Origin of the sequence: Aestuariivirga sp., from assembly GCF_046294715.1 — a bacterium.
In the GTDB taxonomy this organism is placed as follows: domain Bacteria; phylum Pseudomonadota; class Alphaproteobacteria; order Rhizobiales; family Aestuariivirgaceae; genus Aestuariivirga.
Genome location: NZ_JBKBKI010000003.1, coordinates 94,964 through 119,756, shown reverse-complemented (window position 1 = coordinate 119,756; position 24,793 = coordinate 94,964). Strand labels below are relative to the sequence as shown.

26 protein-coding genes are annotated in these 24,793 nt (G+C 63.2%); 17 read left to right on the top strand and 9 right to left on the bottom strand.

From position 1 onward, the window contains the following. The 9 genes from ACK4HL_RS03645 to ACK4HL_RS03605 all read left to right on the top strand — a co-directional run bounded on the left by ACK4HL_RS03645 (window position 1) and on the right by ACK4HL_RS03605 (window position 8,134). Window positions 1-477 carry a TadE/TadG family type IV pilus assembly protein gene (locus ACK4HL_RS03645; RefSeq protein WP_409756679.1) on the top strand — a complete coding sequence of 159 codons (477 nt, stop codon included), beginning with the start codon at window positions 1-3 and terminating at the stop codon, window positions 475-477. After that, window positions 467-1,144 (top strand): TadE/TadG family type IV pilus assembly protein, encoded by a 678-nt coding sequence (locus ACK4HL_RS03640; RefSeq protein WP_409756678.1) that lies wholly within the window; start codon window positions 467-469, stop codon window positions 1,142-1,144. The genes ACK4HL_RS03645 and ACK4HL_RS03640 overlap by 11 nt, the downstream gene beginning before the upstream one ends. Continuing rightward, on the top strand, window positions 1,132-2,301 hold the full coding sequence (locus tag ACK4HL_RS03635; RefSeq protein ID WP_409756677.1) for a CpaE family protein: 1,170 nt from the start codon (window positions 1,132-1,134) through the stop codon (window positions 2,299-2,301). Before ACK4HL_RS03640 ends, ACK4HL_RS03635 begins: the two co-directional genes overlap by 13 nt. Before the next feature lie 2 nt (window positions 2,302-2,303). Then, the gene (locus ACK4HL_RS03630) at window positions 2,304-3,707 is read left to right on the top strand and encodes a CpaF family protein (RefSeq protein ID WP_409756676.1); all 1,404 of its coding nucleotides are present in this window, start codon (window positions 2,304-2,306) and stop codon (window positions 3,705-3,707) included. A gap of 1 nt (window position 3,708) precedes the next feature. Continuing rightward, window positions 3,709-4,674 (top strand): type II secretion system F family protein, encoded by a 966-nt coding sequence (locus tag ACK4HL_RS03625; RefSeq protein WP_409756675.1) that lies wholly within the window; start codon window positions 3,709-3,711, stop codon window positions 4,672-4,674. Between the two features lie 4 nt (window positions 4,675-4,678). After that, window positions 4,679-5,623, top strand: coding sequence for a type II secretion system F family protein (locus tag ACK4HL_RS03620; RefSeq protein WP_409756674.1), 945 nt, complete (start codon window positions 4,679-4,681; stop codon window positions 5,621-5,623). Between the two features lie 10 nt (window positions 5,624-5,633). Then, window positions 5,634-6,155 (top strand): tetratricopeptide repeat protein, encoded by a 522-nt coding sequence (locus tag ACK4HL_RS03615; RefSeq protein ID WP_409756673.1) that lies wholly within the window; start codon window positions 5,634-5,636, stop codon window positions 6,153-6,155. A gap of 30 nt (window positions 6,156-6,185) precedes the next feature. After that, window positions 6,186-6,866, top strand: a complete 681-nt coding sequence (locus ACK4HL_RS03610) for a hypothetical protein (RefSeq protein ID WP_409756672.1) — start codon at window positions 6,186-6,188, stop codon at window positions 6,864-6,866. 149 nt (window positions 6,867-7,015) lie between these two features. Beyond that, window positions 7,016-8,134, top strand: a complete 1,119-nt coding sequence (locus ACK4HL_RS03605; protein ID WP_409756671.1) for a class I SAM-dependent RNA methyltransferase — start codon at window positions 7,016-7,018, stop codon at window positions 8,132-8,134. Here ACK4HL_RS03605 and ACK4HL_RS03600 read toward each other — a convergent pair. Next, window positions 8,127-9,284: a hypothetical protein gene (locus ACK4HL_RS03600; RefSeq protein ID WP_409756670.1), complete on the bottom strand. Its 1,158-nt coding sequence runs from the start codon at window positions 9,282-9,284 to the stop codon at window positions 8,127-8,129. The genes ACK4HL_RS03605 and ACK4HL_RS03600 overlap by 8 nt on opposite strands. A gap of 124 nt (window positions 9,285-9,408) precedes the next feature. Between ACK4HL_RS03600 and ACK4HL_RS03595 the strand changes: the two genes are divergently transcribed. Beyond that, the gene (locus tag ACK4HL_RS03595) at window positions 9,409-9,804 is read left to right on the top strand and encodes a hypothetical protein (RefSeq protein WP_409756748.1); all 396 of its coding nucleotides are present in this window, start codon (window positions 9,409-9,411) and stop codon (window positions 9,802-9,804) included. Between the two features lie 234 nt (window positions 9,805-10,038). Then, on the top strand, window positions 10,039-11,013 hold the full coding sequence (locus ACK4HL_RS03590; protein WP_409756669.1) for an outer membrane protein: 975 nt from the start codon (window positions 10,039-10,041) through the stop codon (window positions 11,011-11,013). Window positions 11,014-11,049: 36 nt separating this feature from the next. On the opposite strand, the gene ACK4HL_RS03585 is transcribed toward ACK4HL_RS03590, so the two are convergent. From ACK4HL_RS03585 to ACK4HL_RS03575, 3 genes are all read right to left on the bottom strand, one after another. After that, window positions 11,050-12,105, bottom strand: coding sequence for a hypothetical protein (locus ACK4HL_RS03585; protein WP_409756668.1), 1,056 nt, complete (start codon window positions 12,103-12,105; stop codon window positions 11,050-11,052). Between the two features lie 265 nt (window positions 12,106-12,370). After that, a complete protein-coding gene (locus ACK4HL_RS03580) occupies window positions 12,371-13,084 on the bottom strand; it encodes an outer membrane protein (protein ID WP_409756667.1) in 714 nt (237 codons plus the stop codon). 176 nt (window positions 13,085-13,260) lie between these two features. Beyond that, window positions 13,261-13,881: a tetratricopeptide repeat protein gene (locus ACK4HL_RS03575; protein WP_409756666.1), complete on the bottom strand. Its 621-nt coding sequence runs from the start codon at window positions 13,879-13,881 to the stop codon at window positions 13,261-13,263. A gap of 177 nt (window positions 13,882-14,058) precedes the next feature. Between ACK4HL_RS03575 and xsc the strand changes: the two genes are divergently transcribed. From xsc to ACK4HL_RS03560, 3 genes are all read left to right on the top strand, one after another. Then, window positions 14,059-15,834, top strand: a complete 1,776-nt coding sequence (gene xsc / locus ACK4HL_RS03570) for a sulfoacetaldehyde acetyltransferase (RefSeq protein ID WP_409756665.1) — start codon at window positions 14,059-14,061, stop codon at window positions 15,832-15,834. A gap of 96 nt (window positions 15,835-15,930) precedes the next feature. Beyond that, entirely contained in the window at window positions 15,931-16,656 is a 726-nt protein-coding gene (locus ACK4HL_RS03565; protein WP_409756664.1) for a hypothetical protein, read from the top strand. A gap of 86 nt (window positions 16,657-16,742) precedes the next feature. Further along, a complete protein-coding gene (locus ACK4HL_RS03560) occupies window positions 16,743-17,249 on the top strand; it encodes a hypothetical protein (RefSeq protein ID WP_409756663.1) in 507 nt (168 codons plus the stop codon). Window positions 17,250-17,296: 47 nt separating this feature from the next. On the opposite strand, the gene ACK4HL_RS03555 is transcribed toward ACK4HL_RS03560, so the two are convergent. The 3 genes from ACK4HL_RS03555 to ACK4HL_RS03545 form a co-directional block, all read right to left on the bottom strand. Continuing rightward, window positions 17,297-18,148 (bottom strand): amidohydrolase family protein, encoded by an 852-nt coding sequence (locus tag ACK4HL_RS03555; RefSeq protein ID WP_409756662.1) that lies wholly within the window; start codon window positions 18,146-18,148, stop codon window positions 17,297-17,299. A 36-nt stretch (window positions 18,149-18,184) separates the two neighbouring features. Beyond that, window positions 18,185-19,462, bottom strand: a complete 1,278-nt coding sequence (locus ACK4HL_RS03550; RefSeq protein ID WP_409756661.1) for an aminotransferase class V-fold PLP-dependent enzyme — start codon at window positions 19,460-19,462, stop codon at window positions 18,185-18,187. Between the two features lie 86 nt (window positions 19,463-19,548). Next, window positions 19,549-19,815 carry a DUF3072 domain-containing protein gene (locus tag ACK4HL_RS03545; protein WP_409756660.1) on the bottom strand — a complete coding sequence of 89 codons (267 nt, stop codon included), beginning with the start codon at window positions 19,813-19,815 and terminating at the stop codon, window positions 19,549-19,551. 121 nt (window positions 19,816-19,936) lie between these two features. Here ACK4HL_RS03545 and ACK4HL_RS03540 point away from each other — a divergent pair, with 121 nt between their 5' ends. Then, window positions 19,937-21,436: a catalase gene (locus tag ACK4HL_RS03540; protein WP_409756659.1), complete on the top strand. Its 1,500-nt coding sequence runs from the start codon at window positions 19,937-19,939 to the stop codon at window positions 21,434-21,436. Window positions 21,437-21,457: 21 nt separating this feature from the next. Here ACK4HL_RS03540 and ACK4HL_RS03535 read toward each other — a convergent pair whose 3' ends face one another. Beyond that, the gene (locus ACK4HL_RS03535) at window positions 21,458-21,724 is read right to left on the bottom strand and encodes an SMP-30/gluconolactonase/LRE family protein (RefSeq protein WP_409756658.1); all 267 of its coding nucleotides are present in this window, start codon (window positions 21,722-21,724) and stop codon (window positions 21,458-21,460) included. Between the two features lie 186 nt (window positions 21,725-21,910). Continuing rightward, window positions 21,911-23,332 (bottom strand): 6-hydroxynicotinate reductase, encoded by a 1,422-nt coding sequence (locus tag ACK4HL_RS03530; RefSeq protein WP_409756657.1) that lies wholly within the window; start codon window positions 23,330-23,332, stop codon window positions 21,911-21,913. Window positions 23,333-23,458: 126 nt separating this feature from the next. Here ACK4HL_RS03530 and ACK4HL_RS03525 point away from each other — a divergent pair, with 126 nt between their 5' ends. Beyond that, window positions 23,459-24,232 (top strand): ferredoxin--NADP reductase, encoded by a 774-nt coding sequence (locus tag ACK4HL_RS03525; protein ID WP_409756656.1) that lies wholly within the window; start codon window positions 23,459-23,461, stop codon window positions 24,230-24,232. A gap of 3 nt (window positions 24,233-24,235) precedes the next feature. Further along, window positions 24,236-24,682, top strand: a complete 447-nt coding sequence (locus ACK4HL_RS03520; protein WP_409756655.1) for a MarR family winged helix-turn-helix transcriptional regulator — start codon at window positions 24,236-24,238, stop codon at window positions 24,680-24,682. The last annotated feature ends 111 nt before the right edge of the window (window positions 24,683-24,793 follow it).

The following is a 24,793-nucleotide window of genomic DNA, read 5'->3' as shown; positions in this document are numbered from 1 at the left end:
ATGCGAAACAAGAGTGAGACGTTGTCACGCAGATGGGTCTCAGACGACGCAGGGGCTACACTCATCGAACTCGCCGTGGTGCTGCCCGTGTTGTTGGCGATCGGACTTGGAACGCTTGAGTTTGGCAATCTCTACTACAAGTATCATCTAGTCACCAACGGTGTCCGAGATGCGGCTCGCTTTGCCGCGGGCCTAACTGGTGACGTCTGCACAGACACCGCATTGTGGGCGAAAATTCAAGCCATCGCCCAGCGCAGTGGAGCAGACAACAACGTATGGACAACTGGTTCTACCATTAGCATTACCTGCGACAGCTTTGATAATACTAGCCACTACTACCGCGGGGGGGAAAGCATCAAGGCGGTGACCGTCACGGCTACCGTTCCTTACCAGTCCTTGGGATTTCTGGGATATTTTGGCCTCTCGTCTCCAACGCTTACGGTGTCTCATCAGGAGAGGGTGATCGGTGTCCGCTGAACGGAGAAACTTCTGGAACGATGAAGGCGGCGCTGTGCTGATCGAGTTTACGGCGGTCGTTCTGACTTTCTTCGTGATCCTCTTCGGCATTATCGAATTCAGCTATGCCTACTACCAGTGGAATGCGGCCACCAAAGCTGTCCAGTACGGCGCCCGTCTTGCTGCGGTCTCCGAGCCCGCCGTTCCCGACTTCCGCAAATTCACAGGACTCAGCTCTACTGTACTCCCAGGCGATCCGCTGCCGCCGTTGGCTTTTGATTATACCTGCACATCGGATCTAGAGGATGGCTGTGACGCAAACGCGCTTCGGCTGATAGTGTTCGGTCGCTGTGACGTAGGCGAGACGTGCAGCACGGTCACGATCAATGGGTCAACCGTTTCTGTGAGAACAGCGTGCAATATCAATTCGACTCCGCGCAACATCGGCATGTGCAATCTCTCTTCAAAGGTAACTGGCATAGACAAGGTGCGCGTGCGGTACGAACACACCGGGCTTGGTTACGCGGGACGACCGGTTGGCCCGGTACCCACAATCACGGTGAGCCTCCGAGACGTACAGATTGATTTCATCTTGATGGGCGCTTTCCTGCCCGTGAATGCCATCCCCATGCCGAGCTTCGCCACGACCGTGACGGGCGAGGATCTGAACACCACGTGGACAAGCTGAACATGCTGCAGATCTTCAGCCGCTCCGTCCGCAAGGCGAACCGCATCCTCGACATCGGCTTCGTCACCCAGGACGCCGATATCGGCCGCCAGCTCAAGGAATTCGTGTCGACGCGCGAAGGCGTGGACCTGCGCCTCATCAGGAGCGACAAGGTCGCGGCCGGCTTCGATGCCGGGGGGCTCAGCGTCTTCGTCTACGATCTCGATGCCTCGAGCGAGGCCTCGATGCGCGAGTTCGAGCGCTTCATGATGCAGCGCCCGCCGCAGCTGCCGGTGATCGTGCTCTCGCCCGCCGTCGATGACGAACTGGTGCGCTGGTTCCTGAGGCTCCGCGTCTCGGACTGGATCAAGACGCCGCTGAGCCCCGGCGAGTTGATTGCCGCTTGCGCGCGGGTCATCACCCAGCAGGGCGCCAGCCGTCAGGAGGTGAAGTGCCTCACCTTCATGGGTGCGCGGGGTGGTGTCGGCGCCACCTCTCTCGCCCTTCATGCTGCTCTCCTTGCTGCCCGCAAGAGCAAGGCCCCGGCGCCCTCGACCTGCATCGTCGATCTCGATCTCACCACTGGCGCCTGCGCCGAGTATCTCGACCTTCAGCCTGCCTGGAAGCTGGACGAGATCATCGCCGATCCGTCCCGTCTCGATCCGCACATGCTCGACATCATGACGGCGACGCACAGCCAGGGCCTTTCCGTTCTCTCGGCCCGCCGCAAGTTCGGCGAGACCTTCGATTTCGCAGCCGAGGTCATCACTCGCACGCTCGATCTGGCCTCCCAGAAATACGAGACGCTGGTCGTCGACCTGCCGCGTCACACCGAGAGCTGGTCGGACGGCGTCATGCTCGGCTCCTCGGACGTCTTCGTCGTCACCGATTTTTCCGTTCCGGGCCTGCGTTCCGCGCGCCGCATGGTGAACGACATCGTCGCCCAATATGCAGGCGAGGTGAGGCCCAAGGTGATCGTCAACAAGCACAGCCGTTCGATCTTCGGCACCGGCCTGTCGAACAGCGAGGTGAAGGAGCTCATCGGAAGCGACCTCGCGGGTTATGTCTCGGCGGACGAGCGACTGGTGAGGGAGGCGATCGACCGTGGCATTCCGGTGACGGACATCAAGTCGCGCAGCTCCTTCATCTCTGACCTCTCCAAGATCGTGGGGTACTGAACATGGCGATGGGCCGTTTCTCGCTGCTCAGGAAGACCGCTCCGCAGACGCAGGATACGAAACCGGAACAGCAAGGCAAGGCAGCAGCCCAGCAGGCTGCCGCTCAGCTTGCCGACGCGGAGGCTGCCCTTCTGAAGGAGCGGCTGCTCGAGGCCAAGCTCCGCATCCACGGCCGTATCATCGACGAGATCAACCTCGCCACCGTTGAGAAGCTTCCGATCAAGGAGCTCAGGCCGCAGATTCACGAGCTGGTCGCGCAGCACGTCGCCAATGAACGGCTCGTGCTCAACGCCAGCGAGCTCGAGACCTTCGTTGACGACATCCTCAACGAGATGACCGGCCTCGGCCCCATCGAACCCCTGCTCAAGGACGAGACGGTCAACGACATCCTCATCAACACCCACAAGCAGATCTACGTTGAACGCCGCGGCGTTCTCGAGCTCTCGGACGCCCGCTTCAAGGACGAAGCGCACCTCCTGCGCATCATAAACAAGATCGTTTCCACCGTGGGCCGCCGGGTGGACGAGAGCCAGCCGATGTGCGACGCGCGCCTGCTCGACGGCTCCCGTGTCAACGTCGCCATCAAGCCTATCGCCGTCGATGGACCGCTCGTCTCGATCCGCAAGTTCTCTAAGCGGCCCTTTTCAATGGAGAAGCTTGTCGAGATCGGCTCACTATCACGCGAGATGGCGTCGCTGATGTCGGCGGCGGTGCAGGGCCGCGTCACCATCCTCGTTTCGGGCGGCACAGGCTCCGGCAAGACGACCATGCTTAACGCGCTCTCCACATACATCAGCCCCGCCGAGCGCCTGATCACCATCGAGGACGCCGCCGAGCTTCAGCTGCAGCAGCCGCACGTTGGCCGCATGGAAACGCGCCCGCCGAGCATCGAAGGCAAGGGCGAGATCCGGCAGCGCGAGCTCGTCAAGAACGCGCTTCGTATGCGGCCCGACCGCATCATCGTCGGCGAGTGCCGCGGCGAGGAGGCCTTCGACATGCTGCAGGCGATGAACACCGGTCATGAGGGCTCGATGACCACCGTTCATGCCAACTCGACCCGCGATGCGCTCTCGCGCCTTGAGCAGATGGTGGGCATGGCTGGGTACCCGATGACTGTGCTGAGCATCCGCTCGCAAATCGCCTCCGCCATCCGCTTGGTTATTCAGCTGCAGCGCCTGAGCGACGGCAAGCGCCGTGTGGTGAGTGTCAGCGAAATCACTGGCATCGAGGGCGACGTCATCCAGATGCAGGAGATCTTCCGCTTCAACCGCGTGGCAACGCTGGAGGATGGTACAATCCAGGGCAATTTCCAGGCGACGGGTGTGAGGCCGCGCTTCCTGGCGGATCTCGCCACCCGCGGCATCACCATCCCCGCGAGCTATTTCGATCCGTCGAAGGTGCAGTGAGATGGACAGCGAGTTCCTGATTCGCAGCGCCTTCTACGTGACCGCCGCTCTGGCTGTCATATTCCTCGTCCAAGGCATTTACTTGGGGGTCATTGCGCCGCTGCAGAGCCGGAGAAGCGTCAACCGCAGGCTCAAGGCGCGCGACGAGGGTTTGAGCGGCGAGCAGGCGCTTCTGCGCATCAAGGCTGAGCGGGGCATCTTTGACCGCGATGTCAAGGTGATGGGCGGCCTGAGGAAGCTCATCGTGCAGTCTGGTCTTCGGACCACCTTGACGCGCTTTGTGTTCATCCTGATTTTTTCCAGCTTGGGGCTCACGGCAGTCTTCATGCTGTTGACGTCTCTTCCGGATATCGCCTGCCTGGCGCTCGGCGGTGTTTTCGGAGCTCTTGTGCCCATCCAGTTCGTGAGGATCGTCCGCAGCCGCCGGCAGCGCGAGTTCACCAGTCAGCTCCCCGATGCCTTGGACGTCGTCGTCCGCAGCCTCCGCAGCGGACATCCGGTGCAGACGGCCATGGCGCTGGTCGGGAGGGAGATGGCCGATCCCGTCGGCAGCGAATTCGGCATCACGGTCGACGAGATCACCTATGGCCTCGACATGCCGCGCGCGCTCCAGAACCTCGCCGCTCGCGTCGGCGTGCCGGACCTGTCGCTGCTCGTCACCGCCGTATCGCTCCAGTCAACGTCGGGCGGCAACTTGAGCGAGGTGCTCGACAATCTCTCGAAGGTGCTGCGCGAGAGGTTCCAGCTGCGGCGCAAGGTGCGGGCGATATCCGCCGAGGGCCGCTACTCCGCCTACGGTCTCACCCTGCTGCCGTGGCTGATTGCCGGCGCCATCTACGCGCAGAACCCGCGTTACTACAGCGACGTGTGGCACGAGCCGTTTTTCCAGGTCGTCATGGTGGGGCTGGTGTTGTGGTCGCTGGTGGGTGACTTCATGATGTACAAGATGATCAACTTCAAGTTCTGAGGCGATGGTGGAGCAGCTGACCTCACTTATAGCAGCGCGCGGCGACCTCATCGCCTATGTCGCGGTGTTTCTCGCTGTCGCCTTCGTGACGATCGCGGTCAGCAGCGTCACCGCCACCTGGTCGGACGTCCGCCGCCGCGCCACGGCCGGAGAGACCGGGGTACGGAGCGCCGCGGGCGAAGGCGCCACCTTGATCCGCGGTACGGAGCCTGACTTCCTGAAGGGTCTCGTGCCCACCGACGAGGACAAGAAGACGGAGTTGATGCGTTTTCTCAACTCGGCCGGCTACTACGGCACGCCGGCGCTGATGTGGTTCCAGGCGATCCGCCTCGGTGTCGCCGTGGTGCTCGGCATGGCGACGGCGCTGCTCTACGGGCGGATGTTCCCCGATCACTCCTGGGTCATGGGCGCCGCGGCGAGTGTCGCCATGACCTTCATGGGATACATCCTTCCCCGCTCCATCGTGAGTGTCCGCCGCGACAAGCTGTTCGAGGAGCACCGGCAGGGCTTTCCGGACTTCCTCGACCTCCTCGTGATCTGCGTCGAGGCCGGCATCGGCGTCGAGAGCGCGATGGACCGCATCAGCCGCGACATGGCGGCCGACTATCCCTCCCTGGCCCGCAATCTCGGCTTCATGTCGCTGGAGCTCAGGGCCGGCAAGTCCACGCGTGAGGCGCTGGAGAACCTTGCTCTTCGCCTCGGCATACCCGAGGCGAAGTCCTTCGCGACACTCATTCAGCAGTCGGAGGAACTGGGCACGAGCCTCGTTCAATCCCTGCGTGTCTATAGCGACGAGATGCGGGCGAAGCGGTTGGCGCGGGCAGAAGAAAAAGCCCACGCGCTGCCGGTGAAGCTCGTCTTGCCGCTTGCACTTTTCATCTTTCCGGTCATCCTCGGCATCACGCTCATGCCGGTGGCCATGAAACTCTTCCGGGCTTTGGGGATATAGGGGTGGGCTCATGATGAAGTTCGAGGCGTTTACACATTCAGCCCTGCGCTGTTGCGCCTTGCTTCTCGTCTGCGCGGGTCTGGCTGCCTGCAAGTCGACGGAGAACAGGCTGCTGCAGGAGTCGGGGATGACGCTGGAGGATCCGCGCTTCTACCCCAGCGACGAGTATGTCCGCCGCGGCAAGATCTACTTCCGCAACAACAATTTCGGCCTCGCCGAGCAGAGCTTCCGCAAGGCCGTGGAGGTGACGCCGAAGGACCCCGAGGCGTGGCTTGGGCTGGCCGCGAGCTACGATCAGCTGCGCCGCTTCGACTTGGCCGACAAGGCCTACGAGAAGGTGCTGCAGCTCGGCTCCAAGAACGCCACCATCCTCAACAACGCGGGCTACTCGCAGCTCCTGCGGGGCGATCTCGCCAGCGCGCGGCGCTTCTTCCTGAAGGCCTATGAACTCGAGCCGGACAATCCCTACATCGCCAACAATCTGCAGCTGCTTGGGGAGACGGAGAAGTCGGTCAAGCGAGTAGACCTCTAGGAGACGCAGGAGAGCCCCGAAGGAAGTGCCATGAGCAGGTCGACGCGGAACATCGGCGACATCATCCTCTGGAGCGGGGTCTCGAACCTTGTGCTGGCCGGCGTCTTCTTTCTCGGCTGGAATTTCGACACCATTCGCAAGACCCTCCTCGAGCATGCCGCCGCCGTTGCGCCCGCCTCTGTCTCCCAGAAGGTGGCGGACCCGCTCGCCCTCTCCCGCCTGCAGCGGCAGGACAATGAGCTCCTCACCAAGGGACCTCAGCGGCAGCTGAAGGGCCCGCTCCAGATGAGTGTCGTTCCCTCGAGCAGCCAGGCGCCGGCGATTGCCGTGGAAGAGCCAGGCGCGCCAGGCGTCGCGGCAGATGGAGGTCTCGTCGTGGAAGCGGCCTCCTACGAATACGGCCCAGAGGCGGACGGTCCGCAGGCGATGAGCCCGGTGCTGTCGAAGAATCCCCGGACGGGCCAGCTCGAGATCGGCAATTTCCAGACCGTCTCGCTCGACGGCGATTCGGACCAGTGCCTGGCACTCGCGGAGACCATGCTAGGCGACGTTGGCGCCCCGAGCGACAGCCTACAAGTTCTCTCCGACAGCAAGCTCATCACCATGGCCCGCATCTGCACCGCCAACGGCGCAGTCCTCCTCACCTGCCGCGGCGGACAGATCACCATCAGCCCCCGCAAGCTGAAGCCCAACGAGAGCTGCACCAGCTGACCGCACTACTTTTAGCTGTCATTTGTTAGAGACATAACGTTAGATTGCGGGTTGGCAAATTGAAGCGCTCACACGCATTGCGCCCACCTGTCCCCCGGCCACCCCAAAAACAGTCGCAGGTTCCCGCTGGAAGCGATAAGCGGGGGCTCATGACCTCACCCTCCGACTTCGAAGTCTTCCTCGTGGCCACGCCCGGACTCGAGCCCGTTCTGCGGGCTGAGGCTGAGGCGTTGGGCTTCCGCAAGCCGCGCCTCGTGCCGGGCGGCGTCTCGATCAGAGGCGGCTGGCCGGAGGTGTGGCGGGCCAATCTCGAACTCCGGGGGGCGGGGAGGGTGCTCGCCCGTATCGGCGCCTTCCGGGCGCTGCACCTCGCCCAGCTCGACAAGCGGGCGCGGAAGTTCCCCTGGGGCGACGTCCTGAGGAAGGATGTGCCGGTCACGGTGGAGGCGAGCTGCACGCGCTCGCGCATCTACCACTCGGAGGCCGCCGCGCAGCGCATCGCCAAGGCGATTGCCGAGGAACTGGGCGCGCCGGTGAAGACCGGTGCCGATATCGTCGTCAAGGCGCGCATCGAGGACGATCTCTGCACCCTCAGCATCGACAGCTCGGGCGAGGCGCTCCACAAGCGGGGCCACAAGGTGGCGGTCGGCAAGGCGCCGATGCGCGAGACGCTGGCCGCGCTCTTCCTCATGGCCTGCGGCTACCGCGGCACCGAGCCGGTGGTGGATCCGATGTGCGGCTCCGGCACCTTCGTGATCGAGGCGGCGGAGATGGCGGCGGGCCTCAAGCCGGGCCGCTCCCGCCAATTCGCTTTCGAGCAGCTCGCCACCTTCGATGTCGCGCGGTGGGAAAAGATGCGGCAAGCCGCTCCGCCATCTGCGCCACCCTTCACCTGCTTCGGCAGCGACCGGGATGCGGGCGCCGTGCGCATGGCGGGCGAGAACGCGGCGCGCGCCGGCGTCGCTGGCTGGACGGCGTTCCGCCACCAGGCGGTGAGCGACCTCGTGCCGCCGGCGGGCCCCGCGGGCCTCGTCATCGTCAATCCGCCCTATGGCGCGCGCATAGGCGACAGGGCGCCACTCTTCGCCCTCTACGGCGCGCTCGGCAAGACCCTGCTTGAACGCTTCGCTGGCTGGCGGGTGGGCCTCATCACCATGGACCACGCGCTCGCCCGCGCCACGGGCCTGCCCTTCGCGCCGCCGGACCCTCCCGTGCTCCACGGCGGCCTCAAGGTGACGCTTTTCCAGACCGGCCGCAGACCTAGCTGAACAGAAAGCGCTTGGTGTCCGTGTTCTCGCGCCGCCACATCACGTTGTCGAGAAAATAGTGATGCACGTTTATGAAGATCCACGCCATGAACAGGAAGAGAGTGCCGCCGAAAATTTCCCGGTCGTAGGGCACAACGGCACCGAGCGCCACAGGGAGCCCCCAGAAGGCGATGAAGCCCAAGACGATCCCGGCAAAACCAAACAGCGCGAGGTGCGCGGCGAAATTGTTGCCGAAGTAGCGCCTCACCAGTGAGTTTGCCCGGAAATCTTCCTTGCCGAGTTGCTCGCTTTCGTAGTTGAGCTCGAAGCGCCAGACCACCACGAGATACTGCAGCGAGTGGAGCGCCGGCACCACGAGCAGCCACAGCGGGTTGATGCGCACGAACAGCAGCCAGGCATAGAGGCTCACCACATAGGCCATGATACCGTTCACCAGCAGTGATCCCCTCGCACGCCGGTGCGTGAAGATCGCCCAAGCGGCCCACAGGCTGGTCGCCACTGCCGTGCCCCTGGCGATCTGCACCAGTGGATCGGGAATATCGAAGGAGTAATACTGTAGCTCGAAGAGGTGCTGCGTCGCCACGTAATCATTGGCTCCCAGCCAGGCCGCGATCCACACCGCGTAGCTGTTCACGAGGAGTGCTTTTTTCTGCCGCTCGTCGAAGAACTTCCGCTTCAACACGGCATCGAGCATCAGCATGCCGTAGCCCTGCTTCACGTAGTGCCAGCCCACGAACAGCGCCATTATGTTTCCGCCGTAACCGAGAAGCTGCGCATCGCCGCTGAGGAGACAGTAGAGGAAAAAGGCCAGCAGGAACAGCGGCACTACAATGCCTGACAGGATGTAGCGCGCTCGCATCCCCGATCCGAGCTCGTTGGTGAAGGCCTTGGTCCGGAAGTTCCTGTAGAAGAGCTGGTAGGAGTGGGCGAAATGCGGATGGTTGATGAAATGCGCCATGAGCAGCATGACCCAGGCGAGCTGCGCTCTGTAGGGCTCCACCGGCACCAACAGCAGCAGCGGCAGGATCAGCAGGGAACTGCCGCCGAGACAGAGAAAATCGGCGATCGGACCGAAGAGATAGCGCTTGTCCCGCGTATGACGGGCCGCGGGGAAAGCGGGAGTTTCGGCCGTGCCGAATTCGGTGCTCATGACTGATCTCCTGCGTTGCAGAGAGACCATGCATATTAGCGAATACTTAATAAGCTCACAATTCTTTGCATTCGAGCCCTGCTGTAAGCCCGTGTGCGGACCTGCGTAGACTGGATACAACCGTATCGTCGCGAAGCCACCCTTCACCTGCTTCGGCAGCGACCGGGACGCGGGTGCCGTCCGCATGGCGGGCGAGAACGCCGAGCGTGCCGGTGTCTCCGGCTGGACGACGTTCCGCCAGCATGCGGTGAGCGACCTAGAGCCGCCGGAGGGCCCGCCGAGCCTCGTCATTGTCAACCCGCCCTATGGCGCGCGCATCGGCGACAGGGCGCCGCTCTTCGCCCTCTACGGCGCCCTCGGCAATACCTTGCTCGAACGCTTCACCGGCTGGCGGGTGGGCCTCATCACCATGGATCACGCGCTCGCCCGCGCCACGGGCCTGCCCTTTGCGCCGCCCGGCTCGCCAGTGTTGCACGGCGGCCTCAAGGTCACGCTGTTCCAGACCGGCCGACTCGGCTGAGCCCGTCAGAAGGGCAGGGACAGCCTGGCGCCGCGACGCAAAAATGCAGCAACCAGACGAAACACCCGAAACAGAGGAAAACACGCTTGAAGATTGCGATCCGCTACTCTGGGCTGTGCTAATTGAGCCACAGTTCGACAATTTCTGAAAGCCGATATTCTAATCACGCGCTCATAGTCGTACAAGTGTACAATCGTTTGCGGGACTCAACCAATAACCGAGATGGGGGTTTTGATGCTCAAGGTAGTTGCTTCCGGCCTTTTTGCCTCAACCATGCTGCTGGGTGCGGCTTCGGCCGTTCAGGCTGCGGATATTGCGCCGCCGGCACGTGACTGGACCGGATTTTACATCGGTGTTGGCGGCGGCGGATTGCTGATGTCTGGCGATCTGAAAGCGGGCGGCAGCTTTGAAGAGTATTATGAGAACCAGGATTACCGCCTTGATCCGATCGTAGATGGAAACGATGTCACCGAGGTGTTGCTCGAAGAATATCTCTACGATGTAATTGGCGGGTTCGACCAGTCGGCCGACATCGGCAAAGGCGGCATCTTCGGTACGGTCGAGCTTGGCGCCGACTACCAGATGGATAGTTTCGTATTCGGCATCGTCGGCAACTTCGACCTCGCCAGTCTGAAGGCGAGCAATTCTGCTGCGGGTGGTTTCTCGGGCACTCAGGGGTATACCCAGGCATATGATGATGCGGATGGCTGCTACGGCGATCCTGATCTCGATGGCTATGAGTGCGTAGACATCGCAAGTGGTGGAGCTGGAGCGGAAACGGAAGTCAAGATGGAAAACAGCTGGGGCATTGGCCTCAGGGGTGGTTTCCTGGCGACCGAAAGCACGCTCATCTACGGTCTCGGCGGCTTCACTCAGGCCAAGTTTAGTGCAGAGACCAAAGGTGGATTCGGCTTCGAGGAAACGTACTTCAGCGGCGGAGCAGATGGTAAGGCATCGACTGATGAATGGCTGAACGGCTGGTTCCTGGGCGCTGGCATGGAACAGCTGCTGACTGACAATGTCTCCCTGAAGCTCGAGTATCGTTATGCGAATTACGAGACCCTCGAGTGGTCGGATTCCTCCAGCGATTCCTTTGAATACGACAATGGTGTCGACTTCAGGGAACGCGGTTCGAGTTCGGGCAGGATCGGCGGCGAGTTTGATCCCGTGATCCACGCCATCCGGGCTACGATCGCTTATCGTTTCTAATCAACTAAGACCTTCGTGATCCGATCGGAAGGGGCCCTAGGGGCCCCTTTTGTTTTGCGTTGCTGCGCTGGCGTCTGACTGATCCGTAGCTAGACGAAACATGTAATATGCAGCGAAGGCGAAGACAGAATGCTGGACATAATCGATCCGCACATCCGTCCTTCCGGGATCACTGACAAAACTACCGTCGCCATTACGGAGTTTGAGTAGCGAAATCAGGTTGCTCTCGACCCGCCTCTCGACGGCACGGCGGCCGACATCTCCACCGTCATTCGTGCCGCGCAGCCAGGCCAGAAGCCCCTCGCATCCGCAGGCCAGCGTCGTCACCAGCCACTTTCGCCCGGGAACTGGCCCATCCCCGCCAGTGGGCTTGAGGAGATCACGGATAATTCCGTCTGACAGCTTGTGCACCGACGGGTCATCGAGCAGCCCGGGTAACCGGCTTATCAAGTAGAGAGCATAATAGCTGTGAAGGTTGGGGGCGGGCTTACTGCGGGAAAGCAGTTTGGCAGACGAGGCGGCGAATTCCCCCCAGGATGGCTGTGCCACAAACTGAGACAGGCTCACGAGCCCAAGCAACGCCTGCCATGAGAACAGACGGGAAGTGACGGGCATCTCGGCTGAAATCGGATAACCACGCACGTGTACGAAATCGCCATCGCCACGCGCTTGCGACAGGATGTATTTTCCGAGAGACTGAGCAATCTGCTTGTGCTGTTCGGCATCGGGGTGATCCGGCGCGGCGGCCATGGCCGAGATGGCGAGGCCTGCTCCTCCAAGCACGATTTCTCTACTGCTGATCACGCAGGCGACATCTTGGAATGGTTTCACGAAAGTTGCGACGCCGTAGCTGAGAGCTCTATGACCTGCTTCGAGCAACTGGCTCGACTGCACAAGTTTTCCCATGTCGTAAAGCGCTGTTGCCGCTAGGAAATGTCGGTTGCTCTCATAGACATCGGGAATCGATGGCAAGTTGCTCGCGGGCCGCCAGTATTGAAATCTCCCCTGCGCGTCGAGGCTTCTCGCCAAATACAAGGCACCTTCGACCGCAACCCGCAGAGCCAGTTCAGGGGAAAGAGGGTCAGAATTCATGGCACAGTGACCGCAACCGGGACATACCTCCGAGACGAGTCCGGGATACCACAAGCTGCTACGATTGTCTTCCTGCGCCCGCGTTCGGCACAGTCCAGTCTGCTTGGAGCCGGCGCAATCCACTGCTTCGCATGCGGCGGCCTCAAGTCACACTGTTCCAGAAAGGCTCGGCTGAACCCCAACCCCGACTAATAACCCGCTGCAAAAGAAACGGGCGCCGGTCGTGGAAACCGGCGCCCGCATTCTGAAGCACGAATTGGGTGGATCAGAAACCGACCGTCACGCCCAGCAGCACGTTGTGGGAGTTGAGATCGTCCTCGTAGTCGGCCAGCGTCACACCACGCCAGCGGTAGCCGAGGTCGAGCGCAAACGAGTCGCTCACGTTCCACAGAAGTCCGCCGCCCAGCTGATAGGCAAAGCCCGTTTCGCTACCGTCGGCATCGACGTCGACACCTTCGATCGCGTCGACGTCGTAGTTGGCGAAGCCAACACCGAGGCCGCCGCCGATATAGGGCGAGATGCCGCCCATATCCATCATGCCACCAAAATCATACCACAGGTTACCCATGATGTAGGTGACGGAAACGTCCCCATCAAAGTCGACGTCATCGCCATCAAGATCGGGAATGCCGGAGTCGTCGAAATCAATATCAAACCCGTCCAGATTTGCCTGGGAGTAAGACACCTCGAGCTCTGAACGGAGACCGGAATCGCCCCAACGATAGCCGAGCACGCCGCCCACCAAGAAACCAGTGTCGGTATCCAGAGATACTTCACCGGACTCACCCGCATAATCTATGTCGGGAAAGTCATCGGCGATGGTGAAATCGGCGCCGTTCTCCGTGAACCACGTCGCGCCGCCGAAGGCGCCCACATAGAAGTTGCCGCTAGAAACCGGGGCCGGCATCAGATCCGCGGCGGAGGCGGCCGAAGCCAGGAGAGCCATGGAACCGGCGGCGAGGAGGAGAGGTCTGAACATCATTTCACCTGCAAACGTTTACTTACGAGCCACAACCATGAGCCGAGTACCCTTCAAGGTCAATCCAGCAGACGTTCAAATTCAAACATAGCAATTCGTTGTTGCAAGAAGGGCACAGAACGGTCACCCAGTGCACACGCATTGGGTGCAAAGTCCCGCCGCTATGTTAGACCCGGCTACCGCTTCGGCGCGAAGGCCTGAACCATGAGCTTGGCCTGCTCCACCTGCTGAGTCGACATCGTTTTCGCCAGCTCGTCGCGGTAGGCGGCGGCATTGTCGAAGCCGGGCTCGGCCGAACAAAGGTCGAGCCACATGTAGGCGGCGATGGGGTCCGGCTTCACGCCGCGGCCCTTCCAGTAGCCGAGCCCCACCTCGTACTGGGCCTGCGGCTCGCCCTGATTCGCCGCCATCAGCAGCCAGTTCATGCCCGCCGCCTCGTCTTGCTTCACCACGTCCCGGCCCTTCATCAGCCACCAGCCGAGCTTCAGCTGCGCCTCGGCATTGCCGAGCTTCGCCGCTTCGCCCCACCAGTGGATGGCCTGCGCGTTGTCCTGCTCCACGCCGTTGCGGTTCTCGCCCTTCTGGCCCCAGCTCCGCGGGCCGTACATCTCGGCGATGAGCAGGGCGGCCTCGGCGTCCCCCTGCTTGGCATAAGGCATGAGCAGTTCAAGCGCCTTGGCATAGTCTTCGCCGCGGAAGGCAGCCATGCCGTCCTGGCGGGCATCGGCCAGCGCCTGGACGGGTGCAACGATGAGCAAGGCCAGGGCGATGAGACCGGCGCGGAAGGGGGATGTCATGGGTCAACTCCTGTGGTTCAACCACCCCTCTACGTCAGGCTGCAGGGCAAGGGCAAGAGCCGGAGGGGAGGGACCTGGGACGGCGGTTGGGCTGTAGCTGGTTCTAGCAACCGACGCATGCACAGGCTACAAGCACGGGCAACAAAACGGCAACATTTCGCAAGGAAAACACAACTCATGCGCATGACCACGGAAGAGGCCTTCGTCAAGGTTCTCCAGATGCACGGCATCGAGCACGCCTTCGGCATCATCGGTTCTGCCTTCATGCCGATCTCGGATCTCTTTCCCCGCGCCGGCATCACCTTCTGGGACTGCGCGCACGAAGGCTCTGGCGGCATGATGGCCGACGGCTACACCCGCGCCTCCGGCAAGATGTGCATGATGATCGCCCAGAACGGACCTGGCATCACCAACTTCGTCACCGCCGTCAAGACGGCCTACTGGAACCACACGCCGCTGCTGCTGGTGACACCGCAGGCGGCCAACCGCACCATCGGCCAAGGCGGCTTCCAGGAAGTCGAGCAGATGGCTCTCTTCAAGGACATGGTGGCCTATCAGGAAGAGGTGCGCGATGCCTCCCGCGTCGCCGAGGTGCTGAACCGCGTCATCATGAATGCAAAGCGCCTCTCGGCCCCCGCACAGATCAACATGCCGCGCGACTTCTGGACGCAAGTGATCGACATCGAACTCCCGGCGGTGGTGGGTTTCGAGCGCCCCGCGGGCGGCGAGGAGGCGATCGCCGCCGCGGCGAAGCTCCTCTCGGACGCGAAGTTTCCGGTGATCCTCAACGGCGCCGGCGTGGTGCTGGGCGGTGCCATCCCCGCGGCGAAGGCGCTCGCCGAGCGCCTCTCGGCCCCGGTCTGCGTGGGCTACCAGCACAATGATGCCTTCCCGGGCTCGCATCCGCTCTTTGCCGGTCCCCTGGGCTACAACGGCTCAAGAGCCGCCATGGAGCTCATCAAGCAGGCGGACGTCGTGCTGGCGCTGGGAACCCGCCTCAACCCCTTTTCCACGCTTCCCGGTTACGGCCTCGACTACTGGCCGAAGGAGGCCAGGGTCATCCAGGTGGACATCAATCCCAACCGCATCGGCCTCACCAAGAAGGTGGCGGTGGGCATTGCGGGCGACGCCAGGAAGGTGGCCGAAGCCATTCTCTCGAAGCTCTCGCCCTCCGCAGGCGACCAGGGCCGAGAGGAGCGCAAGAACCTGATTGCCACCACGAAATCGCGCTGGGCACAGCAGCTTTCCTCCATGGACCACGAGGAGGACGATCCCGGCACCACCTGGAACGAGCGCGCCCGCAAGGCCAAGCCCGAATGGATGAGCCCCCGCATGGCCTGGCGCGCCATCCAGGCGGCGCTGCCGAAGGAGGCCATCATCTCTTCCGACATCGGCAACAATTGCGCCATCGGCAACGCCTACCCGACCTTCGAGCAGGGCCGGAAATACCTTGCTCCCGGCCTCTTCGGCCCGTGCGGCTATGGTCTTCCCTCGATCGTCGGGGCCAAGATCGGCTGTCCGGACACGCCCGTCGTCGGCTTCGCGGGTGACGGCGCCTTCGGTATCGCGGTGACCGAACTCACCGCCATCGGCCGGAAGGAATGGCCCGCCATCACCATGGTGGTTTTCCGCAACTACCAGTGGGGTGCGGAGAAGCGCAATTCGACGCTGTGGTACGACGACAATTTCGTCGGAACCGAGCTGGACACCGACGTTTCCTACGCCGGGATTGCCAGGGCCTGCGGCCTGCAGGGTGTCGTCGCCCGCACCATGGACGAGCTCCGCGATGCGCTCGCCAAGGCCATCGACGACCAGATGAAGAACGGGAAGACCACGCTGATCGAGGCGATGATCAACCAGGAGCTGGGCGAGCCGTTCCGCCGTGACGCCATGAAGAAGCCGGTGCAGGTTGCGGGCATCGATCCCAAGGACATGCGCCCGCAAACGGTGTAAACGACTCTCCCGGGGCCCTTGTCGGCGCAGGGGCTCCGTCACGCTTTTGCTGCAATCTGCTGGTGTGAGGCGGCGTGACCACGGGGGATGACGGACATGGCATCTGAAAAGACCGAACGCGTCAAGGCCTGGCGCGACATCATCATCCAGATGACGGCGAGCATCATGATCCCGCTCACCATCGCGGGCACGGGCCTCTACTACACGCGCTGGCAGCAGAACGTGAACGATCTCAAGACGATGATCGACCTCGTCAGCGACGCGAAGCCGGAGCGTCAGAAATACGGCATCGCCATGTTCGAGTATCTCCTGAAGAACGACAAGGTGCCGGTGGAATTCGTCGCCGCCCAGCTCGAATACGCCAACAACGCCTCGGATCCGCAGCTTCTCTCGGCCATGGAGCGCGCGCTCACCAAGGCTGCGGAGGCCAACCAGAGCGTACAGGCCGTCTTCACCGAGGCGGTTGCGCGGCTTCCCTCGCGCATCTTCGTCAACGTCATGGACGAGAAGCAGCGTGCGTGCTTCTCGAAGCTCCTGATGTCGCTGAAGGACAATGACGAGGCGATGATCACCGTGCCTTCGATCTCGCTCGCCAAGTGGGACGGCAAGGTGAACGAAATTCGCGCCATGAAGGACGAGGATGTCGCCAAGGCCGAGGCGATCGCGAGCTGGCTGCGGAGCCTCGGCTTCGAGATCGAGGTCGTGAACCTGACCAACCGCTGGTCGGGCGCCAAGAAGGTGCGGCCCAACACCTTCGAGATCTGGTTCGGCGACAGGGATCTGCCCCCCGTCTGCACCGGCAAGCAGACGGCGAGTAAGTAGGCGCCGCCTCGTATGCGCCAGGCCATGCTCGCCCAGCGTTCACGTCGTCAACATGCAGGGGTCGGCCAACAATCCGGGGGCTCAAGATGACACAGACCGCCGTTGATGGCACGCCCTATCGCTGGCGGTTCGTGCTCGGTATTGCATCCTTCATCGCCGCCTTCGCGGTTCACCTCATCACGCTGGCAGCGATGGGCATTGGTGCCAGCCCGGCCGCCGTCAGCGCGATTGGCGCAGTGAATTTCGTGCTCAACAAGGTTCTGGTGATTGCAAGCGCGGCGTTTCTCGGCCGCGCCGGCTTCGATCAGCTCAAGGCTCTCGTCTTCGGCACGGTGCGGCGCCTTGCCTTCCCAGACGAAGTAAGTCCCCTGCGCTACCGAGTGGGACTGTTGTTCCTCGTTGTGCCGATCGTCCTTGCCTGGGTAGCGCCCTATGTCGCCGAATTTGCCCCCTCCATCGGCCGCAACACCGTTCGCGATGGCGTAATCAGCGACATGCTGGTCCTGGTCGGGCTGGTGATGCTGGGCGGCGATTTCTGGGACAAGCTCAGGGCGCTCTTCTTGCGCGATGCGAAAGCCGTGTTTCCCGCCTAGAGCAAGACCCGCAACGTGGAACCCACCGGTCCGCCTTGCTTCTTAGATCATAGCCGGTACGCGCGAATGCCGTTGTCGCGGAAGAGCTTGCGCTTTTCTTCCGCCGTGCAGCCGGCAGTGGCCCAGTCCAGAACCTCGAGCCAGTCGGTGTATTTCCCGGCGAGCTCGGAGACCGGCCAATCGCCGCCGTACATGATGCGGTCGAAGCCGAAGCAATCGATCACATGGTCGATGTAGGGGCGCAGCTGTTCGCGCGTCCAGTTGGCGTGGTCCGCCTCGGTGGTGACGCCCGATAGCTTGCACATCACGTTGGGCAGCGACGCCATCTCGCGGAGGTGCGTCTTCCACGGTTCGGTGAGCCCGTCCCGGATGCCGGGCTTGCCGATATGGTCGAGGATGAACGATACCTCCGGGCATTGCCGCACGTAGCGCAGCACGTTGCCGAACTGGTGATGATAGATGCAGATGTCGAAGGAAAACTTGTATTTCGGGAGCAATTTCGTTGCCGCGATGAAGCGGGGCTGAAGCACGAACTCGGGATCGGACTTGTTCTGGATCAGGCGGCGGATGCCCCGCATGACGGGGAGTTCCGCGAGCCGCGCCATCTCCGGCTCGATCGACGGGCCCTTTTCGAGCGGGAGGCAGGCAACACAGCCCTTCAGGCGCGGGTCGCTGTCTGCAAGCGATTGCACCCACACACCTTCCTCGAGGTACTGCGGCATGTCCACGTCGACCTCGACGAAGACGATGTTCTCGATGGCGTAGGGCCTCGCGCGCGCGGCGAGATCATCCGCCGTCCAGTCGCGCGCCAGCTTCGGCGCACCCGCCGCCCAGCTGTACTTGAACTTCTGCGTATCGAGCAGGTGGACGTGGGTGTCTGTGATGGGAAAGTCGATCATGTGCTGGTCTCCGCCCCGGCTGTTTTCGAGAGAAGCCTAGCTCATCGCCGCGGCGCGGTCACCCTCTGCGAACTCGTTGATGGCGGTGAGGAACTGCGCCACCTCGGCCAGCGTGTTGTAGTGGCTGTAGGAGACGCGGACGCAGTCCTTCAGCCCCAGGGGCTTCAGGACGTTGCCGCTGTAGTGATCGTCCTTGCGGGTGTGGGTGCGAACACCGCGGGCGTTCAGGAAGGCGACGACCTCCTCGCTCTTCACGCCGTCGAGCACCACCGAAACGACGCCCTCGCGATGGGTCATATCCGCGCCGCCGATGATGTGGAGGCCCGGAACATGGGCAAGCCCGCGCAGATTGCCGGTGCCCTCGATCATGGCGTGGCCTAGCGCCTGTTCGTGATCGTGGATGGCGCGGGCGGCGGCTTCGAGCCTTGGGCGGCGGTCGGTCTCGTCAGTGAAATGGCCGCCGAGCCATTCGAGATAGTCGACGATGTCCGAGAAGGTGGCATAGCTCCCGGCATCGCGTGTTCCCATCTCCCAGTTCACGGGCGACCCGCCCATGACGGTTTCCTTTGGCAAAGCGGTAAGCCGGTCCGAAGCCCAGCCCACGCCATAGCCGTGGCGCGAGAACACCTTGTAGGGCGAGATGGCATAGCCGTCGATCGGGTAGGATGAAATGTCCACGGCGCCGTGGCTTGCATGCTGGATGCCGTCGACCACGATGAAGCAGTCCGGCGCGGCGCTGCGGATGGCGGCTGCAATCGATGCCACGTCCACCGCCATGCCGGTGACGGGCGAGGTGTGGACGATGGTGGCAACCCGCACCTCCGGCGTGATGAAGCGGCGGTAGGCCTCGACGTCCACCCTGCCGGTGGCATCGTCGTGGGGAGTGAGAACGTGAGGCCGCCCCGTTACCTCCGCCCAGCGCGCCATGGCACTGCGGGAGGCCGGGTGCTCGAGCGTGGTCGAGAGCATGATGCCACCGGGAGCAGCACCCACCGCTGCAGTGCGGATCAGGCGGAACAGCACCTCGGTGCCGCTCTCGCCGACGAAGACCTGGCCCTCCTTCACGTTGAAGAACAGCCGCATGTCGGCCTTGCCCCTGTCGATCGCCGCCATCAGGGCCCTGGAAGCCGGATTGTCGCGCCCCTGGTTATCCGGATAGGAGGCGTAGAGCCCCGAAGTTTCGACGACGGATTTCAGCGTGAGCGCGCCCCCGGCATTCTCGAAGAACACGCGCGGGCCCTCGAAGGGGCAGGTATCGACATGGGCGAAGCGGCTGCGCACCGCGTCCAGCAAACCGGGGATCGTCGTCAGCATTTCGGGCACTCGCTGTTGGAGAAACCCGCATTGCACCGATCCCCAGGCTTGGCAAGTCCGGCCGACTGGAATGCAGAAGAGGCCGCTCAGCGGCGGCCCTTCTTCTCCTTTCCGGGGTTGAGCCGTGGGTCCTTGTCGCGCAGTGCGTCGATCCGCTCCGAGGCCTGCGCCTTGGTGAGGGACGGGTCGAACTCTTCCCCGGTCTCCTCGCACAGTGTCTTGAGGTAGGAGGCCTGAGCCCCCGTCATGGGCTCATCGCCCGTGACCCAGTCCTCCGGGTCCTTGGTCATGTTGCCGGGGGCGGCCATGTCGGCCTTGGGATTGGAGGGCTTCACGCGGTTCTCATCTGTCATCATCGTCTCCCTTTGTTGTTGCCATAATGTTCCGCCCTGCCCGGGAGTTCCGACAGGGCCCTCGAACCTTTGGGGCTGCCGCGCCGTTGTGCCACTCGCAATCGCGCCAGGGAGAGACACCATGCCAGGGAAGAAAAGGACCATCGGCCTCACCACGCGGCAGGGCCATCCCGTCTATGACAACCAGAACACCCGCTCGATCGGGGAGCGCGGCCCGCTGGTTCTCGAGGACTATCATTTCCTCGAGAAGATGACCCATTTCGACCGCGAGCGCATTCCGGAGCGGGTGGTGCATGCCCGCGGCGCGGCAGCACACGGCATCTTCGTGCCGACAGGGAAACTTGGCGACGAACCCATCGAGAGGTTCAGCCGTGCCAAGGTCTTCCGGGCGGGAACGCAGACGCCCATCTTCCTGCGCTTCTCGACCGTGATCCACGGCGGGCACTCGCCCGAGACGCTGCGCGATCCACGCGGCTTCGCCATCAAGTTCTATACCGAGGCCGGCAACTGGGACCTCGTGGGCAACAATCTCAAGGTCTTCTTCATCCGCGATCCCATCAAGTTTCCGGACATGGTGCACGCCTTCAAGCCGGACCCTGTGCACAACCGGCAGGACATGAACCGCTTCTTCGATTTCGTGTCGATGTCGCCTGAAGCCACCCACATGGTGACTTGGCTGTTTTCGCCCTGGGGCATCCCCGCCAATTACCGTGAAATGCAGGGTTCGGGCGTCAACACCTACAAGCTCGTCAATGACGAGGGCGGGACGGTGCTGTGCAAGTTCCACTTCCAGCCGCGCCTGGGCGTGCGCAACCTCACCCAGCAAGAGGCGGAGCGCATCCAGGCAAAGGATTTCAACCACGCCACGGGCGACCTTTACGATGCAATTGCCCGCGGTGAGTTTCCCGAGTGGGACATGTTCATCCAGATCATGGAGGACCACGAGCATCCTGAGCTCGACTGGGACCCCCTCGACGTGACGAAGCTTTGGCCCGAAGACCAGTTCCCGATGCGCCGCGTCGGCCACATCCAGCTGAACCGCAATCCGGTGGATTATCACAATGAGGTGGAGCAGGTGGCCTTCGGCACCGGCGTGCTGGTGGACGGGATCGATTTCTCCGAGGACAAGCTGCTGCAGGGCCGCACCTTTGCCTATTCGGACACGCAGCGCTACCGCGTCGGGCCGAACTACCTGCAGCTTCCGATCAACGCGCCGCGCTGCCCCTTCGCGACCAACCAGCGCGGAGGCCAGATGAGCTATCACGTTGACGGCGCGGAGCAGGGGGCGGACCCACACATCAACTACGAGCCGTCGAACTTCCAGGGGCTTCGCGAGCAGGAGCGGGCGGGCCCCGGCCCCCGCAGCTTCTGGCAGGGCGAGATCGGGCGGCAGAAGATCGCGCGCACCAACGACTTCAAGCAAGCCGGCGAACGCTATCGCAGCTTCGAGCATGGGGAGCGCGAGGAACTGATCGCCAATCTCGTGGCCGCGCTCTCCCAGTGTGCCGAGGTCATCCAGACGAAGATGATCGAACACTTCACCAAGGCCGACCCGGACTACGGCCGGAGGGTTGCCGAGGGCCTGGGCCGCAGCGCGCAACGGCTCGACGCGGCGGAGTGAACCGCAAGGCGGAGAGCCATGTCACATTGCGCGGGTGCTCCGTCTGGCAGGCCTTCCTTCGGTCCGAACACGGCAAGAAAGGCGATGGTTCGAGATGCGCGGGCACTCCGGCGCGACCTCATAGGCGAGGCCGGCTGAGTCGCTGAAATACATGGTGAGACCGTCGGGCGAGAAGGCGGGGCCGCTGCACGAGGCAAAGCCTGGGGCGGTAACGCGTCGGCTGCCGTCCGGCTTGACGCAATAAAGGATGGCGCGAAGTTCGGTCTCCGTCGGCGCGTATGTGCCCACCAGCACCGTCTTACCCGGAAAGCGCCAGTTCTCGACAGTTTGCTGGCCTCAGGCCATGCGGTGCAGGGTGGGGCCGTACCAGTCCGTCCAGTAACGCGTGCGTTCGGTCGGGTGCCGCGCCGGGCTTTCGCCCAGCCTGTCCCGCGTCGATGCAACGATCCTCCAGTCGGCTCTCGCCGTGGCGCCTCAACCCGCCGGGATCCGCTTCTTGCCGGCATCGCCCAGCACGTCGACGAGGCTGCGCACCTGGTCCATGTGGCCGCCGAGTGCCGCGTAATCCTCCTTGCGCATGGTGAACTCGATGGGAGCGACCAGGGCGGGCGTCGGCACGGAGCCGAAAGCGTTTTCAGGAAGCGCCGTCACGTCGACCATGTAGGTGATGCCGCCGCCGGGCCAGACGTAGCAAGGAGCACCTCCCGCCGTGACGCGGGTGACGGCGTGCTTCACCGAATGGGTGAGCCGCACCGGGTTCTCGGTGACGCCGGCGCGCAGCGAGCCGCCCGCGCCCGCCATGAACAGCACGCTCGCCAGGGCGGGCTCGCAATTCTCCTGGATGCGGTTCACCGAGAGCCGGAGAGCCGGGGGCAGCTCCTTCTCGACGGGGACAAGCGTCTCGTCGAGCTCGTAATAGGAAGAGTGCTCACCGGTGGTCGAAACCATCAGCAGGCGGAGGCCCGGCCAGGCCTCCTTCGGGTCAAAGGGCTTGAGGATGGTGAGGGGATCGATGAGGTCGGTGCCGCCCCAGCCGGTGCCGGGCTGGGCGACCTTGAAGTAGCGCCCCGGCGTCGAGCGGTGACCCTTCATCTTGATGCCGGTGTCCGGCACGCCCAGGAACTTGCCGGCCTGGTGCTCTGAGAGCACACCGGTGATGTGGTCGTCGACCACCACGACGTCGTCGACGAGGCCCATCCACTGATTGGCGAACATGCCGATGGTGGCCGAGCCGCAGCCCACCCGCATGCGCTCTTCCCGCGTGCCGTTGATGATGGGGGCCTTGCCGGCCTCGATCACCAGTGTTGCGCCGCCATCCACCGTGACTTCGAGTGGCTTGCAGTTGGCGAGGGCCAGCATGCTCTCGCAGGTGACGCGACCCTCCTTCTTGGACCCGCCGGTGAGATGGCGCACGCCGCCGAGCGAGAGCATCTGCGATCCGTATTCGGCGGTCGTCACATGGCCGATCTGCTCGCCATCGACCCGGACCGCGGCGCATTCTGGGCCCAGGTGCCGGTCCGTGTCGATCTTCACCTTGAGTCCGCAATAGCTGAAGATCCCCTCGGTCACGACGGTGACCATGTCGACGCCGTCGATCTCCGAGGAAACGATGAAGGGTGCGGGCTTGTAGTCGGGGTAGGTGGTGCCGGCGCCGATCGCCGTGACGAAGGTCTCTGGCTCGCGTACCACGCGGCCGTCCCATTCGCGCGAGGAGGGGAGGAAGGGCACGAGTTCACCGCCGCGTTCCCTGGTGCGTTCCAGCACGACATGCGGATCGACGCGGATCAGCACCCCGCCGCGGTTGGCATAGCGGTCGCAGGCGCCCATCAAGCCCTCGCGGATGTAGCAGAGGACGGGGCAGGCGTCGCAGCGGATCTTTCCGGGCTGTTCGCTCATGGGAGTCATGCTGCGGTGCAGCATCGCAGTTGCGGAATAGCGGTTGACAATGGAACGATCATCCCATATTTTTTGTTTGTACACAAACAAAATTCCCAGACAGTTACAGAGCGATCCGGAGCCCTCATGAGCGCCTTGTTCGAGGAAGAAGTGCTGAGCGTCCACCACTGGACGGACCGGCTTTTCAGCTTCAAGACCACCCGCTCGCCTGCGTTCCGCTACGAGAACGGGCAGTTCACGATGATCGGCCTCCCGGTCAACGGAAAGCCGCTGCTGCGCGCCTACAGCCTCGTGAGCCCGAACTATGCGGACGAGCTCGAATTCCTGTCGATCAAGGTGCAGGACGGGCCGCTCACCTCCAAGCTCCAGCACATCAAGGCGGGCGACAAGATCCTGGTCGGCAAGAAGCCCACCGGCACGCTGCTGATCGACAACCTGCTTCCCGGCCGCAACCTTTATCTCCTCGGTACCGGAACCGGGCTTGCCCCCTTCATGAGCCTGGCGAAGGACCCCGCCGTCTACGAGCGTTTCGAGAAGGTGGTGCTGGTGCATGGCTGCCGCTTCGCCGCGGAACTCGCCTATGCTGACGAGATCGAGAAGGTGCTGCCGAACGATGAACTGCTCGGCGAGGAGATCCGTGCCAAGCTCCTTTACTACCCGACCGTGACGCGCGAGGAATTCCGCAACCGTGGCCGCATCACCCATCTCCTGGGCTCCGGCCGCATGGCCGCCGACCTCGGCTTGGCCCCTGTCGACGCGGCGCAGGACCGCGTCATGATCTGCGGCAGCCCGGCTTTTCTCTCCGATATCACGACCCTGCTGAAGGGCATGTCGTTCCACGAGGGCTCGAGCAGCGAGCCCGGCAGCTACGTCATCGAAAAAGCTTTCGTCGAGCGCTGAGCCATGGCCACCGGGGCGGCAGAGACAAGCTCCGTCCTCGGCGACTACCGCCTGGAAGAGCAGGTGGGCTTCCACCTCCGCCGCGCCGGACAGCGCCATGCTGCGATCTTCGCCTCCGGCATGGTGGAGGGCCTTACCCCCACCCAATGGGCAGCGCTCGTGAAGCTCGCGGAACTCGGCAGCGCCTCCCAGAACCTGTTGGGGCGCGAGACGGCGATGGACGCTGCAACCATCAAGGGCGTGGTGGACAGGCTTGGCAGGCGCGGGCTGATCGCCACCGCGCCCGACCCCGATGACGCCCGCCGGACCCGCGTCTCGATTTCACCCGAGGGGCTGAAGCTGGTTCAACGCGGGATCGTCCCGGCACAGGCCATCACCGCCGAGACCCTGAAGCCGCTTGCGCCCGCCGAGCGGCGTCTCCTCCTCGACCTCCTCGGCCGCATCGCCTGAAGCGCGGGAAGCCAACCGGCTGCCCCTATCCGGCGGCATTTCTTTTGCTATGATCACTTCCTGGCGCAGACCAGGCCCCGATGACAGGGGCACACAAGACCAGGAGGAAAA

Coding starts and splice junctions, on each gene's coding strand:
- ACK4HL_RS03645 (WP_409756679.1), top strand. CDS start 1: ATGCGAAACAAGAGTGAGACGTTGTCACGCAGATGGGTCTCAGACGAC.
- ACK4HL_RS03630 (WP_409756676.1), top strand. CDS start 2,304: ATGGCGATGGGCCGTTTCTCGCTGCTCAGGAAGACCGCTCCGCAGACG.
- ACK4HL_RS03625 (WP_409756675.1), top strand. CDS start 3,709: ATGGACAGCGAGTTCCTGATTCGCAGCGCCTTCTACGTGACCGCCGCT.
- ACK4HL_RS03620 (WP_409756674.1), top strand. CDS start 4,679: ATGGTGGAGCAGCTGACCTCACTTATAGCAGCGCGCGGCGACCTCATC.
- ACK4HL_RS03615 (WP_409756673.1), top strand. CDS start 5,634: ATGATGAAGTTCGAGGCGTTTACACATTCAGCCCTGCGCTGTTGCGCC.
- ACK4HL_RS03610 (WP_409756672.1), top strand. CDS start 6,186: ATGAGCAGGTCGACGCGGAACATCGGCGACATCATCCTCTGGAGCGGG.
- ACK4HL_RS03605 (WP_409756671.1), top strand. CDS start 7,016: ATGACCTCACCCTCCGACTTCGAAGTCTTCCTCGTGGCCACGCCCGGA.
- ACK4HL_RS03600 (WP_409756670.1), bottom strand. CDS start 9,284: ATGAGCACCGAATTCGGCACGGCCGAAACTCCCGCTTTCCCCGCGGCC.
- ACK4HL_RS03590 (WP_409756669.1), top strand. CDS start 10,039: ATGCTCAAGGTAGTTGCTTCCGGCCTTTTTGCCTCAACCATGCTGCTG.
- ACK4HL_RS03585 (WP_409756668.1), bottom strand. CDS start 12,105: ATGAATTCTGACCCTCTTTCCCCTGAACTGGCTCTGCGGGTTGCGGTC.
- ACK4HL_RS03580 (WP_409756667.1), bottom strand. CDS start 13,084: ATGTTCAGACCTCTCCTCCTCGCCGCCGGTTCCATGGCTCTCCTGGCT.
- ACK4HL_RS03575 (WP_409756666.1), bottom strand. CDS start 13,881: ATGACATCCCCCTTCCGCGCCGGTCTCATCGCCCTGGCCTTGCTCATC.
- xsc (WP_409756665.1), top strand. CDS start 14,059: ATGCGCATGACCACGGAAGAGGCCTTCGTCAAGGTTCTCCAGATGCAC.
- ACK4HL_RS03565 (WP_409756664.1), top strand. CDS start 15,931: ATGGCATCTGAAAAGACCGAACGCGTCAAGGCCTGGCGCGACATCATC.
- ACK4HL_RS03560 (WP_409756663.1), top strand. CDS start 16,743: ATGACACAGACCGCCGTTGATGGCACGCCCTATCGCTGGCGGTTCGTG.
- ACK4HL_RS03555 (WP_409756662.1), bottom strand. CDS start 18,148: ATGATCGACTTTCCCATCACAGACACCCACGTCCACCTGCTCGATACG.
- ACK4HL_RS03550 (WP_409756661.1), bottom strand. CDS start 19,462: ATGCTGACGACGATCCCCGGTTTGCTGGACGCGGTGCGCAGCCGCTTC.
- ACK4HL_RS03545 (WP_409756660.1), bottom strand. CDS start 19,815: ATGACAGATGAGAACCGCGTGAAGCCCTCCAATCCCAAGGCCGACATG.
- ACK4HL_RS03540 (WP_409756659.1), top strand. CDS start 19,937: ATGCCAGGGAAGAAAAGGACCATCGGCCTCACCACGCGGCAGGGCCAT.
- ACK4HL_RS03530 (WP_409756657.1), bottom strand. CDS start 23,332: ATGAGCGAACAGCCCGGAAAGATCCGCTGCGACGCCTGCCCCGTCCTC.
- ACK4HL_RS03525 (WP_409756656.1), top strand. CDS start 23,459: ATGAGCGCCTTGTTCGAGGAAGAAGTGCTGAGCGTCCACCACTGGACG.
- ACK4HL_RS03520 (WP_409756655.1), top strand. CDS start 24,236: ATGGCCACCGGGGCGGCAGAGACAAGCTCCGTCCTCGGCGACTACCGC.